The 17,000-nt window shown below is 71.5% G+C and carries 14 protein-coding genes; 4 read left to right on the top strand and 10 right to left on the bottom strand.

Annotation, left to right across the window (positions count from 1 at the left end; translation table 11 throughout):
- Window positions 1-294: 294 nt before the first annotated feature.
- The 3 genes from nth to ACRX5S_RS19730 all read left to right on the top strand — a co-directional run bounded on the left by nth (window position 295) and on the right by ACRX5S_RS19730 (window position 3,306).
- Entirely contained in the window at window positions 295-1,098 is an 804-nt protein-coding gene (nth, locus tag ACRX5S_RS19740) for an endonuclease III (RefSeq protein ID WP_436774302.1), read from the top strand.
- 8 nt (window positions 1,099-1,106) lie between these two features.
- A complete protein-coding gene (locus ACRX5S_RS19735) occupies window positions 1,107-1,895 on the top strand; it encodes an NUDIX hydrolase (protein WP_436774301.1) in 789 nt (262 codons plus the stop codon).
- A gap of 226 nt (window positions 1,896-2,121) precedes the next feature.
- Window positions 2,122-3,306, top strand: coding sequence for a MarP family serine protease (locus tag ACRX5S_RS19730; RefSeq protein WP_436774300.1), 1,185 nt, complete (start codon window positions 2,122-2,124; stop codon window positions 3,304-3,306).
- A 409-nt stretch (window positions 3,307-3,715) separates the two neighbouring features.
- Here ACRX5S_RS19730 and ACRX5S_RS19725 read toward each other — a convergent pair whose 3' ends face one another.
- The 5 genes from ACRX5S_RS19725 to ACRX5S_RS19705 all read right to left on the bottom strand — a co-directional run bounded on the left by ACRX5S_RS19725 (window position 3,716) and on the right by ACRX5S_RS19705 (window position 8,742).
- Entirely contained in the window at window positions 3,716-4,636 is a 921-nt protein-coding gene (locus ACRX5S_RS19725; protein ID WP_436774299.1) for an alpha/beta fold hydrolase, read from the bottom strand.
- Between the two features lie 235 nt (window positions 4,637-4,871).
- On the bottom strand, window positions 4,872-5,291 hold the full coding sequence (locus ACRX5S_RS19720; RefSeq protein WP_436774298.1) for a phage holin family protein: 420 nt from the start codon (window positions 5,289-5,291) through the stop codon (window positions 4,872-4,874).
- Window positions 5,292-5,406: 115 nt separating this feature from the next.
- On the bottom strand, window positions 5,407-6,753 hold the full coding sequence (gene nhaA, locus ACRX5S_RS19715; RefSeq protein ID WP_436774297.1) for a Na+/H+ antiporter NhaA: 1,347 nt from the start codon (window positions 6,751-6,753) through the stop codon (window positions 5,407-5,409).
- Between the two features lie 335 nt (window positions 6,754-7,088).
- Window positions 7,089-7,754: an organomercurial lyase gene (gene merB, locus ACRX5S_RS19710; RefSeq protein ID WP_436774296.1), complete on the bottom strand. Its 666-nt coding sequence runs from the start codon at window positions 7,752-7,754 to the stop codon at window positions 7,089-7,091.
- Window positions 7,755-7,869: 115 nt separating this feature from the next.
- A complete protein-coding gene (locus ACRX5S_RS19705; protein WP_436774295.1) occupies window positions 7,870-8,742 on the bottom strand; it encodes a GNAT family N-acetyltransferase in 873 nt (290 codons plus the stop codon).
- Window positions 8,743-8,842: 100 nt separating this feature from the next.
- Between ACRX5S_RS19705 and ACRX5S_RS19700 the strand changes: the two genes are divergently transcribed.
- A complete protein-coding gene (locus ACRX5S_RS19700) occupies window positions 8,843-9,355 on the top strand; it encodes a protein-tyrosine phosphatase family protein (RefSeq protein ID WP_436774294.1) in 513 nt (170 codons plus the stop codon).
- A gap of 175 nt (window positions 9,356-9,530) precedes the next feature.
- On the opposite strand, the gene acs is transcribed toward ACRX5S_RS19700, so the two are convergent.
- From acs to ACRX5S_RS19675, 5 genes are all read right to left on the bottom strand, one after another.
- Window positions 9,531-11,498 carry an acetate--CoA ligase gene (gene acs / locus ACRX5S_RS19695; RefSeq protein WP_436774293.1) on the bottom strand — a complete coding sequence of 656 codons (1,968 nt, stop codon included), beginning with the start codon at window positions 11,496-11,498 and terminating at the stop codon, window positions 9,531-9,533.
- A 106-nt stretch (window positions 11,499-11,604) separates the two neighbouring features.
- Window positions 11,605-12,060 carry a hypothetical protein gene (locus ACRX5S_RS19690; RefSeq protein WP_436774292.1) on the bottom strand — a complete coding sequence of 152 codons (456 nt, stop codon included), beginning with the start codon at window positions 12,058-12,060 and terminating at the stop codon, window positions 11,605-11,607.
- A 116-nt stretch (window positions 12,061-12,176) separates the two neighbouring features.
- On the bottom strand, window positions 12,177-13,856 hold the full coding sequence (locus ACRX5S_RS19685; RefSeq protein ID WP_436774291.1) for a nickel/cobalt transporter: 1,680 nt from the start codon (window positions 13,854-13,856) through the stop codon (window positions 12,177-12,179).
- Window positions 13,853-15,256, bottom strand: a complete 1,404-nt coding sequence (locus tag ACRX5S_RS19680) for a tetratricopeptide repeat protein (RefSeq protein WP_436774290.1) — start codon at window positions 15,254-15,256, stop codon at window positions 13,853-13,855. Before ACRX5S_RS19680 ends, ACRX5S_RS19685 begins: the two co-directional genes overlap by 4 nt.
- A gap of 200 nt (window positions 15,257-15,456) precedes the next feature.
- On the bottom strand, window positions 15,457-16,884 hold the full coding sequence (locus ACRX5S_RS19675; protein WP_436774404.1) for a DUF4331 domain-containing protein: 1,428 nt from the start codon (window positions 16,882-16,884) through the stop codon (window positions 15,457-15,459).
- Between the last annotated feature and the right edge of the window lie 116 nt (window positions 16,885-17,000).

Raw genomic sequence — 17,000 nt, 5'->3', positions numbered from 1 at the left:
CCGGTCCCGATCACCCGATCGGAGCCTGGCGGTCAAACAGTGCGATCGGTCACAGTCTGACGCACGCGGATCAGGTTTGTTCACGCGGGTGGTCCGACTCACTATCCGGAGGCTTCCGGGTGTCTCGGACATATCCCCCTGCGTGATCATGTGTATGCGTGGTGATACGAGGATCTCACCGACCGGCGGGCATCGCCTCCGCGCCGTTTCCGCGCCGCGTTTCGCCACCGACCGCCCGGGCGACCGGCAGGTTGCGCACCCCATGTGTAGCACCCGTCTGCGTACTCTGGCCGGGTGCCCGTGAAAAAGCAGGAGAGCCGCGTCGCTCTTGTCCGCCGCGCCCGCCGGATCAACCGGGAGCTGGGTGAGCTCTACCCCGGTGCGCACTGCGAGCTGGACTACGAGAACCCCTTCCAGCTCCTCGTGGCCGTGGTGCTGTCCGCGCAGACGACCGACCGCAGCGTCAACAACGTCACCCCGGCGTTGTTCGCGCGGTACCCGGACGCGGGGGCCCTGGCCGAGGCGGAGCCGGCCGAGCTGGAGGCGATCATCAAGCCGACCGGCTTCTTCCGGGCCAAGTCGCGCTCGATCACGGGCCTCGCGCAGGCGCTGTGCGACAAGTTCGGCGGTGAGGTCCCGCGCAAGCACGCGGACCTGGTCACCCTTCCGGGCGTGGGCCGCAAGACGGCCAACGTGGTGCTCGGCGAGGCGTACGGCGTTCCGGGCATCAGCGTCGACACCCACTTCGGCCGCCTGGCCCGGCGCTTCGGCTGGACGACCGAGGAGGACCCGGTCAAGGTCGAGCACGAGGTCGGCGCGCTGTTCCCGAAGAAGGACTGGACGCTCCTCTCGCACCGGGTGATCTTCCACGGCCGCCGCGTCTGCCACGCCCGCAAGCCGGCCTGCGGGGTCTGCGGAATCGCGCCGCTGTGCCCGTCGTTCGGGGAAGGGGAGACCGACCCCGAGAAGGCCCGCAAGCTCTTGAAGTACGAACTGGCCGGGCAGCCCGGCCAGCGCCTCCGGCCACCGGCGAAGCCGGTGCTCGCGACCGGGGCCGCACCCGAGGATGGGGCGGCACCACGAGAAGGGACCGCATGAGGGACCGCATGACCGAGACCGATCAGGTGTCAGGTCGGATGACCGGGCAGGTGACGGGGCAAGCGACGGGGCAGGTGACCGGGCAGGACGCGCCGATCGTCGGGGACGGACTGCCCGCGTGGCTCCGGCCGTTCGCCGACGCGGCCCGGGCCGTCCGCCCCGAGCAGCTCAGCCGTTTCCTGCCGCCCGAGCAGGGGGGTCGGCAGGCCGCCGTGCTGATGCTGTTCGGCGAGGGCGACGACGGCCCCGACGTCCTGTTGCTCGAACGCGCCCATACGCTGCGCAAGCACGCCGGCCAGCCGGCGTTCCCGGGCGGCGCGATCGACCCCGAGGACGCCGGGCCGGTCGACGCGGCGCTGCGCGAGGCGCAGGAGGAGACCGGCCTCGACCCGTCCTGCGTCCAGGTGTTCGGGACTCTGCCGTCGCTCTACATCCCGGTCAGCAACTTCGTGGTGACGCCGGTCCTGGCCTGGTGGCGGGACGACTGCCCGGTGGCGCCGGTGGACGCGGGCGAGGTCGCGCGCGTCGTCCGGGTGCCGCTCGGCGACCTGGCCGACCCGCTGCACCGCGCCCGCCTGCGCCATCCGACGGGTTACCTCGGTCCGGCGTTCCTGGTCGACGGGATGGTGGTGTGGGGCTTCACCGCGGGCCTGCTGGACCGGTCCCTCGCGCTGGCGGGCTGGGAGCGGCCGTGGGACCACGAGCGCGAGGTCGAGCTGACGGAGGCCCAGTGGCGGCTGGCGCGGCGCGGCTACGACCGGTACGAGGAGACCGCCTCCGATCCGGCCTCGGGCTGACGTACCGCCGTCCGGACGAGTCGCGGGCGTCGGCTGACGCACCGTCAACACGGTTGGGGGCGACGGCCCGACGTCGTCGGGCCGGGTCCGTCGGGTCTTGCTGCCGCTCACGTGTTCCGGCGCCGTGCATCGCAAGGCGCGGGGCGTGTGCCAGGCGCGTCACACCACGTCGACGAGGCCGTCGCCACTGCGGACATTCGGCATGCCGCCGTGAGAACGTGACCAGGTGAACGTCCTCGACCTGATCCTCATCGTCGCCGCAGTGGCGTTTGCGGTCTCCGGCTACCGGCAGGGCTTCATCGTCGGCGTGCTGTCGTTCATCGGGTTCCTCGGCGGCGGTGTCCTCGGGATGTGGCTGGTGCCGTACATCCTGGAGCACTTCGAGCCCGGGCTCGGCCCGTCGATCGCGGCGATCTGCGTCGTGCTCGTGCTGGCCACCCTGGCCCAGGCGATGGCGACGTCGCTGGGCAGCAGACTGCGCCGCCATCTGACCTGGCAGCCCGCCCGGCTCGTGGACGCCGCGGGCGGCGCGGTGGTGAGCGTGTCGGCGCTGCTGGTCGTGGTCTGGCTGATCGGGTCGTCGGTGGCCGGTTCGACGATGCCGACGGTGGCGCGCGAGGTACGCGGGTCCCAGGTGCTCGGCGGCGTCCAGAAGGTGCTGCCGCAGGGCGCGGACACGTGGTTCTCGTCGTTCAGCAACCTGCTCGACAGCAACGGGTTCCCGCAGGTCTTCAGCCCGTTCGTGCACGAGGACATCCCGCAGGTACCGCCGCCGGACCCGGCGCTGCTCAACTCGCCGGCCGTGCAGAGCACGCGCGACAGCATCGTCAAGATCGTCGGGACCGCGAAGAGCTGCGGCAAGGTCATCGAGGGCTCGGGCTTCGTGTTCGCGCCGAACCGCGTCATGACCAACGCGCACGTGGTCGGCGGCGTGCGCAAGCCGACCGTGCAGATCGGCGGAGAGGGCAAGCAGTACGAGGCGGAGGTCGTGCTGTACGACTGGCGCCGCGACATCGCCGTCCTCGCCGTGCCCGGACTCAAGGCCAAGCCCCTGGAGTTCGAGCAGAAGGCGCCGCCGGGCTCGGACTCCCTGGTGATCGGCTTCCCGGAGAACGGCTCCTTCCACGTCGAGGCGGCCCGCGTGCGCGCGCAGATCAAGGCCGGGGGACCGGACATCTACAAGCGCGGCACGGTGAGCCGCGACGTCTACTCGCTGTACGCCAAGGTCCGCCAGGGCAATTCGGGCGGCCCGCTGGTCTCCCCGGACGGCAAGGTCTACGGCGTGATCTTCGCCAAGTCGCTGGACGACGAGTCGACCGGCTACGCGCTCACCGCCGACGAGATCCGCGAGGACATCGAGGCGGGCATCCGGAACACCAAGCCGGTCGACACGCAGGGATGCGCGCTGTAGCGGGCCGGAGGCCGAGCCCGGCGTGACAACCACGACCGTGAATTCCGCAGGCGTGGACACCGCCGTGGCGGCGGTCGTGGCATGCGGTGTGTGCCTTGGGCCGGAGGCCTAGCGGGCGCGTATCCGCAGCGAAAGCCAGCGCACGCGCCGACGCAGTATGGCTACCAGTCCCGCGAGATGCCCCGCGCGGTCGGGGGACGTCCAGTGGTACGTCCGGCTCATGTCCCGGCGCCTACCCCGGCGCTTCAGCGGATAACCGCGCAATGCCATGCGCACAGGATTTCACGGGTACGGCTCGTCCTGGTTTGTAGAGAACTGCCAGGAATTCCCGCTCAGTTGATCGACATGATCCAGTCCGTGCGGCGTCCGCCGTCCGGCGCCGCGCGGACGCCGCGCAGACGCCGCACGGTCAGCGCTCCGGCTCCGGGTCCTTCAGCCAGTTGAGCAGTTCGTGGGTGAACGTATCGGGGGCCTCCTCGTGCGGGAAGTGACCGACCCCGTCGAGCAGCCGCCAGCGGTACGGGGCTTCGACGTACCGTCCCGAACCCGCCGCGGTGCGCGGCAGGATCGCGGTGTCGAGCGCGCCGTGCAGGTGCAGGGTCGGCACTCCCACCGGTGTCTTCATGCGCGCGGCGTACTGGAGGCCGTCGGGGCGCGGCAGCGAGCGCATGAGCCAGCGGAAGTGCTCCGCCGCGCAGTGCGCGGTGCCCGGGATGAGCATCGCGCGGCGGTAGCGTTCGGCGACCTCGGTGTCCGGCCAGCCGGGGGCCGCCCAATCGCGCATCAGGTCCTCGACCATGGCCGCGTCGTCGCGTACGAGCCGGCGTTCGGGAACCCACGGGCGCTGGAACGAGAAGATGTGCCGGCTCGCGGCGATCTGGTGGCGGTCCGTCAGCAGCGCGGTGCGCAGCCGCCGGGGGTGCGGCATCGAGACGGCGACCAGGCGGCGTACCAGCTTGGGGCGCAGCACCGCGGCGGTCCAGGCGAGGGACGCCCCGACGCCGTGCCCCGCGACGATCGCGTCCGGTTCGCCGAGCGAGCGGATGACGCCGGTGACGTCGAGCGCGAGGGTGATGGAGTCGTAGCCGCGCGGCGGACGATCGCTGCCGCCGTACCCGCGCAGGTCCATCGCGACGGCCCGGAAGCCGGCGCGGGCCAGCGCCTCCATCTGGTGGCGCCACGTCCACCAGAACTCGGGGAAGCCGTGCAGCAGCAGGATGACCGGCCCCTCGCCGAGTTCGGCGATATGGAAGCGCGCACCGTTCGCCGAGATGTCCCTGTGTGTCCAGGGACCGTCGATATTGACCGCTGAGCTCTCGGGAACCGTCACGTCAGCAGACTTGCACACATCGCGGTGGGTCCGGTGGAGCCGTGCGCGCCCGGTACGTCACATGTGTTCCGGCCGCTTGTACGACGGCCTTTGCGGCCGCCTGTCCGACTGCCGGAGCTGCCGCCTCTGCCACCGCCTGTGCCGCCCGCCTGTGCCACTGATTGCGTCACCGCCTGCGTCACCGCCGGTGCCACCGTTCGTGCCGCCCCCCGCGCGGCCGCGCGCCCGGCGCCGATCAGCCGACGTTCTTGAGTGTCGCCACTGTTTCCTGCGTCGACCTGATGGTGCGCTGCGGCGGCCGCACCTTCTTGAACGACATGACGCCGAACACCCCGAGCAGGACCGCGAGCAGCAGGTACGCCCCACCGACGATCAGGAACGACCAGCCGAGGCCCAGCCCGAGCGCGTGGATGCCGTACGCGATCGCGACGCTCAGGAACGGGAACGCGAAGAACGCCAGCGCGCCCGCCGCGATGAACGCCCCGCTGCCCTTCGCCGCGTGCACGACGTTGATCTTGATCTCGCTCTTGGCGAGCTCGATCTCGCTGCGCACCAGCGTGGACATGTCCCGCGTGGCGTCGGAGAACAGCTCGCCCAGGGACCGCTGGCTGTCGACGGGCACGTCCTGCGCGCGGGGCCTCTCGGTGCCTGACATGCTCTCTCCTCGTCGTGCTACCGGCGTGTAGCCCCGATCATGCCCTGCCGCGGCGCCCGCTATCCACCGGGGCGCGGCGTACGGGTGTGACAGATGTGTCGCGTTTCGCCCCGCGTCATTCGCCGGAGGCGTCGCGGAACGCCGCCGGGGCGTGTCCGAGCTTGGCCTCGCGGGCGCGCCGGGCGTCCTCCTGGTAGACGTCCGGAATGCCGTCGCCGTCCTCGTCGAGGTTCTCCGCGTCGATCAGCGAGCGGTACTTGTTGTTCCTTATCCGCAGCAGTACGGCGGCGGCGAGCGCGGCGAGCACCGAGCCGACCAGCACCGCGGCCTTGGCCTGCTCGGTCAGCCCGGGGGTCTCGTGGAAGGCCAGCTCGCTGATGAGCAGCGACACGGTGAAGCCGACGCCGGCGAGCATCGCCAGGCCGAGGACGTCCGCCCAGGCGAGGTCCTCGTTGAGCTCCGCACGGGTGAACCGGGCGGCCAGGTAGGTGCCGCAGAAGATGCCGACCGATTTGCCGAGCACCAGGCCGATCACGATGCCGAGCGGCATGCGGTGGCTGAACACGTTTTCGAGCGCGGTGGCGGACACGGCGACGCCCGCGGAGAAGAGCGCGAAGACGGGGACGGCGATGCCGGCCGAGATGGGGCGTACCACGTGCTCAAGGTGCTCGGCGGGGGAATGCTCCTCGTCCTTGTCCGGGAGTACGCGCATCAGCAGGCCCATCGCCACGCCCGCGACCGTGGCGTGCACGCCGCTCTCGTGCACGAGGGCCCAGACGACGACGGCGAGGGGGACGTACAGCCACCAGCCGCGCACGCGGTAGCGCTGCATCAGGTAGAAGGCCACGAGGCCCGCGACGGCGAGCCCGAGCGCCCAGAACTTGACCTGGTCGGTGTAGAAGATCGCGATGACCATGATGGCCAGCAGGTCGTCGACGACGGCGAGGGTCAGGAGGAACGCGCGCAGCGCCGACGGCAGGTTGGTGCCGATCACCGCGAGCACGGCGAGGGCGAACGCGATGTCGGTGGCGGTGGGGATGGCCCAGCCGTCGAGGTCGCCGCCGCCCGAGTTCACCGCGAAGTAGAAGAGCGCGGGCACCGCCATGCCGCAGACGGCGGCGATGACGGGCAGTGCGGCGGCCGAGGGCGAGCGGAGTTCGCCGACGACGAGTTCGCGCTTGAGTTCGATGCCGGCGACGAAGAAGAAGATCGCCAACAGGCCGTCGGAGGCCCACGTGCCGAAGGACAGGTGGAGGTTGAGCGCGTCGGGGCCGAAGCTGAAGTCCCTGAGGTCCTCGTAGGCGTTGCTCCACCCGGAGTTCGCCCAGATGAGCGCGACGACGGCGGCGATCAGGAGCAGCGCGCCGCCGACCGTCTCGGTGCGCAGCGCGTCGGCGACGAAGTTCCGTTCGGCGAGGGTGGACGGCCGCCGAAGGAAGGTACGGCGGAGTGCGGAACGCACGGAAGAGCCTCCTGGTCGCGACGGCGATCGCAGGCCTATACCGCACTGCGAATCGGACAAAACTGCGGATACGTTGCGTATCCCCGCCGACCAGACTTCCCGGCATGCCTCCTGGCGAGGGAGACCCTTCGTGCGTCGGGCGCCGATGCGGTGGCGCGGGCCGGAGCGTCGCGCGTACTTCCCGGGCTGCCATGGTGGTTCGGGGAACGTGCAGGCAGCCCGGTGCTATCCCGATCGCATCAGTATATCGACAAGATTTTCGGATCAGGAGCTGTCGGGCCGAGTGCGGTGTCGTCGTCGCAGGCGCCGGTGCGGATCGTCAACGGCGACGCCGGTCACAACCCCCAGAACTCACCGTGCAGGCCCACCGACCGGAAGTACTCGGCGGCTTCGGCCGGTTCGCGGCGGCGGTAGCCGGGGCCGAGGCGCCCGGCGTACCAGCCGCGCGCCAGCTTCCACAGGGTGGCGAGGTCCATGACGTACCCGCGTGTGTCGCCGGTCGCCTTGAGCCACGCGTCGACGCACAACTGGCGGCAGAAGAGCCGCTGGTTGCCGCATGTGCGGACGACGTCGTCCCACATGTGCGCGGTCGGTACGAGGAAGTGCGCGACGTGGTTGCCGGGCGGGGGCGCGTCGCGGTCCACCACCCAGGCCAGCGGCGCGCCGCAGCCGGGGCAGCGCGTCGACACCAGAACCTCGGGCTCGCCGCCCACCAGGTGCGGGATCGCGAAGGCGTCCCACGCGCAGCCGCCCCACCACAGCGTACGCGCGCCCATCACGGAGAACCCGAGGGGGATCGACGAGAACGGGTGGGCCATCGCGATCGTGCCGTCCGGGGCCAGGACGACGTGGCGCTGCTCGTGCAGCGTGTGCAGGACCGTGCGCACCGCCCCCTGGTCGGTCGCGAAGCGTGCGGCCAGTTCGGCGGGGGTCGGCGCGCGGCCTTTCGTGGCGAACGCGTCGTACACGGCGATGCGCAACGCCTCGGTGTCCGGGGTCATGCCCGGCATTGTGCCCCGCCACCGCGGGGAACGCCCGTGTTCCGGGGCACTTCTGGTGGTACGTCGGATCCGGAACGCGAGCCTCCGCCTTCGCGGACGCGCTCCGGGTGGCCCGTCACGGCCGCGGGTCGAACGCCAGGATCACCCGGTCTTCCACCGGTTCGTAGCCGATCTTCCGGTAGATGTTGTTACTCGTCGGATTCGCGAGATCGGTGAAGAGCAGCACCTCGTCGGCGCCCGACGCGAGGGCGGTCGCGGTACGCGCGGCGGTGACCGCGGTCCCGTAGCCGTGCCCCCGGTGCTCGGGAGGCGTGTAGACGGGCCCGACCCGAGCGGCGCCCGCGATGGCCGGGGTCTGCCCCGCGAACGACACCAGGTCGCCGTCGCGTTCCCAGAGGGTGTAGCCGCCGTGGACGAGACGCATTTCGACGTGTGCGGCGATCTCGTCCGACGCCATGGCCTCCGGGGAGGACTCCACTTGGTAGTGCCGTACGTAGTCCGCCAGCACGGGGATGTCGGACCGTTCGGCGTCCCGCGCGCGCCCGGCCGGTGCCGGATCGGGCGGCGTCAACGTGCCCAGCCGGAACAGCCGTTGGGACTGGACGACGCGCGCCACCGCACCTGTGCGCGCCGTCCACACCTGCGCAAAAGCGTCCGCGACGGCACCCCGGGCATTGACGCCGAGCGTCGCCGCCCCCGGCACGGCTCTCTCCATCAGCGCCTCCGCGAGCGGTTCGAGGGCCGCCTCGACTGTGGGCGTCAAGAGCATCGGAAACGGCGGTGTATGCACGAACGCCCCCGCGACGTCCCCCGCGTCGTCGGACCACCACCCGTAGACGGGGCCGTCCTGCCCGAACGCGTACGGCCCGCGCTCGCGCAGCGCGTGGATGACCGTCAGGTGCTGCGTGTGGGTCACCGGATCGGCGTGCAGGAAAGCACCCGCGGCGGCGTGGAAGGCGTCGAGACCGTCCGTGAGAGTCCAAGCCATGAACCATCATCAGGGGATGAAAGGGCGCCGCGCGATTGTTTTTCCGTCGCCGGAGGCGAGGGCCAGCACGAGGGCGAACGCGAGGGCGAGGGGAGACGCTGTGAGGGTCCGCCAGAGGGATCGCGACACGCCGGGACCGGACAGCCCGTGGAACGAGATCATCCACAACCTGTGGATGGGCGGGCACTTCTACCGGTCGCCGTGGGGAGCGTACGAACCGGCGATCGTACGCAACCAGTTCGACGTCGTGGTCAGCCTGCACGAGTCCGACGGCCACGGTCCGTCCCCCGGCACCGAACACCACTGCGCCGCCATACCCGACGACCCGCTCACCCCCGAACAACTCGCCACCGTCGAGTCCCTGGCGACCACCGTGCGCGGCGCCCTGCGCGAAGGCCGCCGCACCCTCGTGCGCTGCCAAGCCGGCTACAACCGCTCCGGCCTGGTCGTCGCCCAGACCCTCGTGGAACTGGGTTACGACGCCCCCACCGCCATAAAGATCATCCGCGAACGCCGCTCCCCCTTCGCCCTCAACAACGAAGTGTTCGTCGACTATCTGGAAACCGGCCTGAACATAGCCCGCCTCCTCACCGACCTCGACGCTCCCGCCTGATCGCTCCGCGTACCCCTTGTCGGAAACGCGGCCGGGCCCTGGCGCCGCCACCCCGCATCCGCGGCCGAGCCGGGACGAAGGCCCCGCACCTCCAATTGGGAGGTACGGGGCCTTCGGATTGTCCGGTGCCTCAGTCCCGGGTGCCTCAGTCCGGGGCGCCTCAGTCCCGGGCGCCTCAGTCTTCGGAGGCGTTGGGGAGCTTGGTCTGGATGAGGTCCATCACGGAGGCGTCGGTGAGGGTTTGCACGTCGCCCAGTTCGCGGTTCTCGGCCACGTCGCGGAGGAGGCGGCGCATGATCTTGCCGGAGCGGGTCTTGGGGAGTTCGGGGACGATCAGGACGCGCTTGGGCTTGGCGATCGGGCCGAGGGTGGCGCCGACGTGGTTGCGCAGTTCGTCGACGATGCCCTCTTCCTCGGCGGCGTTGCCGCGGAGGATGACGAAGGCGACGATGGCCTGGCCGGTGGTGGCGTCGGTGGCGCCGACGACGGCGGACTCGGCGACCTTCGGGTGGGAGACGAGGGCCGATTCGACCTCGGTGGTCGAGATGTTGTGGCCGGAGACGAGCATCACGTCGTCGACGCGGCCGAGGAGCCAGATGTCGCCGTCCTCGTCCTTCTTGGCGCCGTCGCCCGCGAAGTAGAGGCCTTCCCAGCGGGACCAGTAGGTGTCCTTGAAGCGCTCGTCGTCGCCCCAGATGGTGCGGAGCATCGACGGCCACGGCTCGGTGAGCACCAGGTAGCCGCCGCCACCGTCGGGGACCGGCCGGGCGTTGTCGTCCACCACGTCGGCGGCGATGCCGGGCAGCGGGCGCATCGCGGAACCGGGCTTGGCGGCGGTGACGCCCGGGAGGGGGCTGATCATCATCGCGCCGGTCTCGGTCTGCCACCAGGTGTCGACGATCGGGCAGCGGTCGCCGCCGATGTTCTTGCGGTACCACATCCACGCCTCGGGGTTGATCGGCTCGCCGACCGAGCCGAGGACGCGCAGCGAGGACAGGTCGAACTTCGCGGGGATGTCGTCGCCCCACTTCATGCACGTGCGGATCGCGGTGGGGGCGGTGTAGAGGATCGTGACGCCGTACTTCTGGACGACCTCCCACCAGCGGCCCTGGTGCGGCGTGTCGGGGGTGCCCTCGTACAGGACCTGCGTGGCGCCGTTGGAGAGGGGGCCGTACACGATGTACGAGTGGCCGGTGACCCAGCCGATGTCGGCGGTGCACCAGTAGACGTCGGTCTCGGGCTTGAGGTCGAACACCGCGTGGTGTGTGTAGGACGTCTGGGTCAGGTAGCCGCCCGACGTGTGCAGGATGCCCTTCGGCTTCCCGGTGGTGCCGGAGGTGTAGAGGATGAACAGCGGGTGTTCGGCGTCGAACGCCCGCGGGGTGTGCGTGTCGGACTGCGCGTCCACGACGTCGTGCCACCACACGTCGCGTCCCTCGGTCCACGCGACGTCCTCGCCGGTGCGGCGGACCACCAGGACGTTGCGTACGTCCGGACACGTCGCAAGCGCGTCGTCGATGGCCGGCTTGAGCGCGGAGGGCTTGCCGCGCCGGTAGCCGCCGTCCGCTGTGATGACTACGCGCGCGTCGGCGTCCCGGATACGGGACGAGACGGCGTCCGCGGAGAAGCCGCCGAAGACGACCGAGTGCGGGGCGCCGATGCGCGCACACGCGAGCATCGACACGACCGCCTCGGGGATCATCGGCAGGTAGATCGCGACGCGGTCGCCGGCCTCGACGCCGAGCTCGGTGAGGGCGTTCGCCGCCTTGGAGACCTCGCGCTGGAGTTCGGCGTACGTGATCGCCCGGCTGTCGCCCGGCTCGCCCTCCCAGTGGATCGCGACGCGGTCGCCGAGCCCCGCCTCGACGTGGCGGTCGACGCAGTTGTACGCGACGTTCAGCTCGCCGTCGGCGTACCACTTCGCGAACGGCGCGTTCGACCAGTCCAGCGTCTCGGTCGGCTCCTTCGCCCAGGTCAGGCGCGCGGCCTGGGCCGCCCAGAAGCCGAGTCGGTCGGCGTCGGCCGCCGCATATGCGGCGGCCGTCACATTGGCCGAGGCTGCGAGCGCGGGGGGCGGCGGGAAGCGTCGCTCCTCCTTGAGCAGGTTGGACAGTGCGTCGCGGTTCTCGGCTGCGTCACTCACGCGTTTTCCTCCGTCAAACAGACTTTGCGTGACATCTTCTATCGCCAGTAGCGAATCAGTGACGGGGCGGGGCTGACAAGGGGCCGAAAGAAATTGGTTTAGACCTTTAAGGGGCGGTGCCCGCGAGGTCTGCCTCGGGGGCTTCCACGGGCTCCTCCATCGGCTCCTCCATGGGCTCCTCGGGGGCCTGCCCGCTGCCGCCGAGCTCCGGCGCGAGCAGCCCCGCGTCGGCGCCGAAGCCGAGGAAGAGGCCGGCCCAGCGCTTGTCGAGGTCGGTCGGCGGCTTGCCGTCGCAGAAGGGCTTGCGGCCGTTGGCCGTGTAGTGGCGGAGCATCTCGAACACCTTGCCGGTGTCGCCCTCCTCTTCCGACGTGTACTCGACGCCCGGCTCGTTGGCTTGGTGCTCCTGGCATGCCGCGGTGCCCGGCGCGGGCGCGAAGCCGCCGTCCCCGGCGGCCGGCGCGTCCTTCTTGCCGCCACCCCCTGAGCACGCGGTCAACAGGGCGAGGACGGACGCCGCGGTCACTATGGCGAGCCGTCGCGTGAACGTGGTGCGGGTCATGGCTGCTTCCTCTCACTGGAGCAGACAGGTGGGCGGGCTGGTGCCGGTTGGTTGGTTCCGGTGGGCTGGTCCCGGTGGGTTTGTTCTCGTGGGTCTTTTGGTGGGTCGGGGTTCGGTCAGCCGAAGGCGGAAGGCGACGACAGTCCGCGCCAGGCGAGGACGAGGCCCACGGCGACGACGAACAGGGCGGTGAGGGCCGGGGCTCGGCGCAGGGTCGGGCGGATCAGTCGGGCAAGGCGGGTGGTGGTCTTCGGGAGGCGCTTGCGTGCGCGCTCGCGGACGCGGACGAGGAGCAGCCCCGCGGCGATCAGCACGGCGGCCATACCGAGGCCGTACGCGAGCACGAGCAGCACGCCGAACGCGGTCCGGCCGAGGGCGATGGCGCCGAGGAGGACGACGAGTGCGGAGGGGCTGGGGACGAGGCCGCCTGCTATGCCCATGCCTACGAGAACTCGGCGTCGGGGGCGATGGTCGTCAGTGAGCGTGTGCGTGTGCGCAGGTGTGTGCGCGTGGTGGTGGTGCGTTGCGCGGTGTTCGCCGGCGCCGGGCTGGGCGGCGTGTTCGGTGTCGGCTTGCGGGGGTGCGCCTGTGGTGGCCGGCACACGCTCGTGGGAGTGCGTGCGAGCGTGGTCGTGCGTGTGGGGGTGCGCGTGATGGTGGTCGTGGCTGTGCGCGTGCCCGTGTACGAGGTTTTCGCCCCGCAGTGCCGAGCGCAGCAGGCTGGCCCCGACGGCCACCACCAACACGCCGCTCGCCGCGCCGAGGTACGCGATCACCGAGTCGCCCGCCAGCGATGCGGAACCGGTCAGCAACAGCCCGAGCACCAGGACCCCCGCGGTGTGCGTCAGCGTGACGGTCGCCCCCACGGTCACCGCGTCGCGTACGCCCTGCCGCCGCCCGTCCGCACCCCGCAGCGCCAGGTAGGCGGCCATCACCGTCTTGCCGTGCCCCGGCAGCACCGCGTGCGACGCGCCGAGCAGCAGCGCCAGCATGACCGCCGCGATACCCGCGACCGGCGTGATGCGGTCCGCGCCGACGAGGTTGTCGAAAGCGCGCTGCACCGCGCCGTGGGCGTCCTCGACGAAGTCCGGAAGCGGGCCACTCGGTGCCGCGGCGTCCTTCGCTCGCGGCGCCGCATCGGCGCCCGGGCGCGTCCACACGTCGACCGCGCGCACGTTGAGGGGCGAGGTGAGCAGGTCGGTCGGGTACGACCGCAACTGCGCACTCGGGCTCACACGCGGCGTCCCGTCGTCCGGCAGCGCGACCCCCGCGCCGACCGCGGTGAACTCGCGCCAGCCCACTCGGTCGACCAGGTGCGCGGACGCCACCCTCAGCCGCGCCTCCGTCGTGAGGTCCACCGGCGCGGTCAGCTCGCACTCGATCCGCGTTGTGGCCAACCCGCCGCTGCCGCGCGGTTGTTCGGCACGGGAGGCGGTGACGCGGAAGGACGACGCCCGGTCGTCCACGGTGATGCGCAGGTCGGCGGCGACGCTTGCGCACGTCCTGTCCGCGTAGGCGGCGAGCTCCGTGGGGGACGTGCCGCCCGCGCGGTCGGCGTCGATGCGGTCCCGCTCCTGGAGCGTCGGGATCTCGGCGAGGTCCACGACCGCGAAGTCGTCGACGCGGTCCGGCCGTACGGTCAGACCGTGGTACTGGTTGACGCTCAGATTCCCGAGCGGGTGCGCGGATGCGGACGAACCGGCCGCGCACTGCCCGGCCACCGTGAGTGCGAGAGCGCCGAGCACCAGAGCCGTGCGGCGCCGCCACGGACGAGGTCTGGTCATGGACGTCGTCACGCCACACCTCCACGCGCCTGTACGTCCCCCTGCGGTCCTGCCGGTCGGCCCGTCGCCGCCTCGATCGCCGCCAAGTGGCCGACCGGCAGCGGGTCGTGCCAGCCGCCCGCGACCGCACGCCGGGCGTACTCCAACGCCTCGACGTCGCGGCCGTTGCGGTGCAAGGCCCAGCCGAGCGCATCCGCGGCGAACACGGACGGCGCGCGCTCCCACTGGGCCTGGGCCCGCCGCAACGCCTCGGCGGGGTCGCCGTGGTCGGCCTCGAACTGGGCGCGGGCGAGGTCGTCGTCGGCGCCGTTGGCCTCCAGGAGCGCGAAGGACGCTGCGGCGAGGTCGTATTGCGCACGGGCCTCGGCCGGGCGGCCGACTCTGTCGAGGAGTTCGCCGTACTCGACCAGCAGGCCCGGCACCGCGCGCGCGGCCGTCGCGGCGGCGTACTCCGCGAGCGCCTCGTCCCGGCGGTCGAGCGCCGCGAGCGCGGCCGCACGCCCCGCGCGCAGTGCGGCATCGCCGGGCGCGGCGAGCAGAGCGGCGTCGAAGTGGGCCGTCGCGCCGGCCGCGTCGCCCGTTCGCCGGGCGAGTTCGCCGAGGTGGCGGCGGCAGTACGCGATCTCGTCCGGCGTCCCCGCGATCTCCGACGCCCGCTCCAGCGCGGCCTTCGCACCGTCCGTGTCGCCGCGCAGTTCCAGGTCGTAGGCGGCCCGTGTGAAGGACGCCACGGAAGGACGCAGGTCGAGCATGCGCTGCACCGCCGCCGTCGCCTCGTCGGCGGCGCCGAGTTGCGTCAGTGCGTCGGCGAGGGCCCCGTGCGCCGTCGCGTCGAACGGCTCGGCCTCGACCGCCCGGGAGGCGAACTCCCGGGCTGCCGCGAAGTCGTGCCGCGCGTTCGCAAGGGCCGCGAGCCCGACGAGCGCCGGCACGTGCGCGGCCGAGCCGGGCACGGAGAGCGCGAGCGCCCGCGCCAACGCCTCCTCGGCACGCGGGTAGTACGCGGGATCGCCGGTCACGCGGGCCTGTTCCACGTACGCGGCTCCCAGCGTCGCCAACGTGCGCGCGTCGTCTGGGCTGGTACGCAACTTGCCCTGCGCCGCGGCGATCACGGCGTCGAGCGAACCGCGGCCGGCCGACCCGTCCGGTATGGCCGGAACCGCGGCCGCCGGAGCCGCCGGACCCGAACCGCCGTCGGGCGGGGCCAGCAGCGCGGGGACACCGATCAGGAGCGTTGCCGCGGCGGTGGTCGCGGCGAGCAAACGGAGGGCGCGCGCACGCGGTTCACGCGGCTGCTGCGCGTGCCCGGCGGTCCGCGAGGTGGGCGGTGTGGTGGGCTCGTTGGTCGAACAAGGTGGCTCGGAAGCGCCGTTCGTCCCCTCGGCCCATGTGCTGGTCGCCTGCTCGGTCATGGCGTGCTCCCCCCAAAGGAGCCCGGCCGGGGGCGTGTGCCCCCGGGCCGGCGTGTCGAAGAGTTCTCGGCCGAAGTGGCCCGGGCCAAACGGCGTCCGGTCGAAGGCCTACGTCCGAAGCGCCGTGGCATTTCCGGCCGACGGGACCTCGGCCGACCAAGTCCGCGGCGAGGTCCGGCGGAAGAAGACCGCGGCCCAGCTCAGCCCTTCGGCAGCGCGCGGTTGACCGGCCAGTACTCCGGGAGCCCGACGTACGGGAACGTGTTGCCGAAGCCCTTGTTGTTGACGTCGACCATGTCGCCCTTGGCCAGCGCCGGAACGAGCTTGCCGGTGGCCGCCGCGCCCTCCAGTGCCTGGAGTTCGATGTCCACGACGTCGTCGGTCAGCCTGCGCCCGTTCGGGAAACCGGCCAGGTCGCCGCCGAGCACGCCGAGCCGGCTGGGCTTCGCCGCGGGCGGCACCGACATGTTCAGCCGCAATTCCTCCGCGGGCACGAACTTCTTCGGGTCGACGTCCTTGTTGAGCAACTGCGAGTTGAGGTCGGCCTGGATCGGCCCGTCGGTGGCCTTGGCGATTCCGGTCAGGAAGATCTCCACGAGGTCGGCGCGCGGCGCGGCCGGGGCCTTGAGGCCGTAGATCTTCTCGATGAGCTGCGGCACCTCCGGGTTGTTGACCCGGTCCACCAGCTCCGTCACCTTCGCGTCCTGGTCGGGCGTCAGCGCGTTGAAGCGGTCCTTCAGCGCGGCCGGTACGACGACCTCGTTGACCAGCGGGTTCCCGAGCCGCGAGACCTGGACGAACTTGCCCCAGTCGCGGTTCTTGCCGTCCGCGGTGACGATGTCGAAGCCGCGCCGCTCGGTGGTGCTCCACACGCCGATGACCGGGTTGCGGTCCGCGTCGCCGTTCAACGCGAGGGCGTTCTTGGGGAGTTGCAGCGCGATGGTGTTGACGTTGTAGCCCGCGACGGTGTCCTGGCCGACCTCGCTGAGGTCGCCGCCGTACAGCAGGTCGAAGACGCGCAGGTCGAGGAAGAACGGGTCCTCGGTCTGGCCCGCGAACACCTTGCCGCCGCCCGGTAGTTCGGTGAGCGCCGCGTCGCGCAGCGCCCCGTAGTCGGGCATCGAGGCCTTGCCCACGTTGGACGGTGCCGCGAGCGCGTTCTCGACGAGCTTGCGCGGGCCCTTGCCCGGCCGGATCTCCTCGACGGTGTACGTCTGCCGGAACAGCAGGTTCTCATCGTCGAGCGAGGTGACCGGCCCGTTGTTGTAGAGGAACGTGCTGGTGCCGCGCTTGTCCTGGTTCTTGAAGGTGAAGCGGTACGTCACGTCCGGCTTCGCGTCGCCGTCCGCGTCGACGTTCAGGTTGTAGCGCGCGTCGGCGGCGAACGGGTGGAAGTTCGGTCCGCCGTTGGGCTCCTGGAACGGCACGAAGTTCGCGACCAGCGTCACCGTGTCGGTCCTGTCGGGGCTCACGAACGCGTACAGGTCGGTGTTGTCCAACTGCGGGCTCGTGGCGATCAGCGGCGCCTCGCGGTGGCTGGAGGCGCCCGCGGGGTTGCCGTCCGGCAGGGCGACCGTCGCGGTGGCGAGGAACGCCCCGGCACCCAGGAGCGCGACGGTCGGTGTCATCCGCCGCCGCGGTCCGGACGGCGGTCCGGGTTTCTGCGCGGCCGTGCCGGGGCGCCCGGCCGTGCCGATGGTACGGGTCATGTCGAATGTGCCCCTTCGGTCCTGGGACGGTTCCG

The sequence above is a fragment of the Yinghuangia sp. YIM S09857 genome (assembly GCF_051388915.1).
Classification (GTDB): domain Bacteria; phylum Actinomycetota; class Actinomycetes; order Streptomycetales; family Streptomycetaceae; genus Yinghuangia.
Note: the sequence above shows the minus strand (reverse complement) of the source record. Positions and strands in the feature narration are given on the sequence as shown.

Bases quoted from the DNA above. Each gene is read 5' to 3' on its own strand.
- ACRX5S_RS19735 (WP_436774301.1), top strand. From the start codon at position 1,107: ATGACCGAGACCGATCAGGTGTCAGGTCGGATGACCGGGCAGGTGACG.
- ACRX5S_RS19720 (WP_436774298.1), bottom strand. From the start codon at position 5,291: ATGTCAGGCACCGAGAGGCCCCGCGCGCAGGACGTGCCCGTCGACAGC.
- merB (WP_436774296.1), bottom strand. From the start codon at position 7,754: ATGACCCCGGACACCGAGGCGTTGCGCATCGCCGTGTACGACGCGTTC.
- ACRX5S_RS19705 (WP_436774295.1), bottom strand. From the start codon at position 8,742: ATGGCTTGGACTCTCACGGACGGTCTCGACGCCTTCCACGCCGCCGCG.
- ACRX5S_RS19690 (WP_436774292.1), bottom strand. From the start codon at position 12,060: ATGACCCGCACCACGTTCACGCGACGGCTCGCCATAGTGACCGCGGCG.
- ACRX5S_RS19680 (WP_436774290.1), bottom strand. From the start codon at position 15,256: ATGACCGAGCAGGCGACCAGCACATGGGCCGAGGGGACGAACGGCGCT.
- ACRX5S_RS19675 (WP_436774404.1), bottom strand. From the start codon at position 16,884: ATGACACCGACCGTCGCGCTCCTGGGTGCCGGGGCGTTCCTCGCCACC.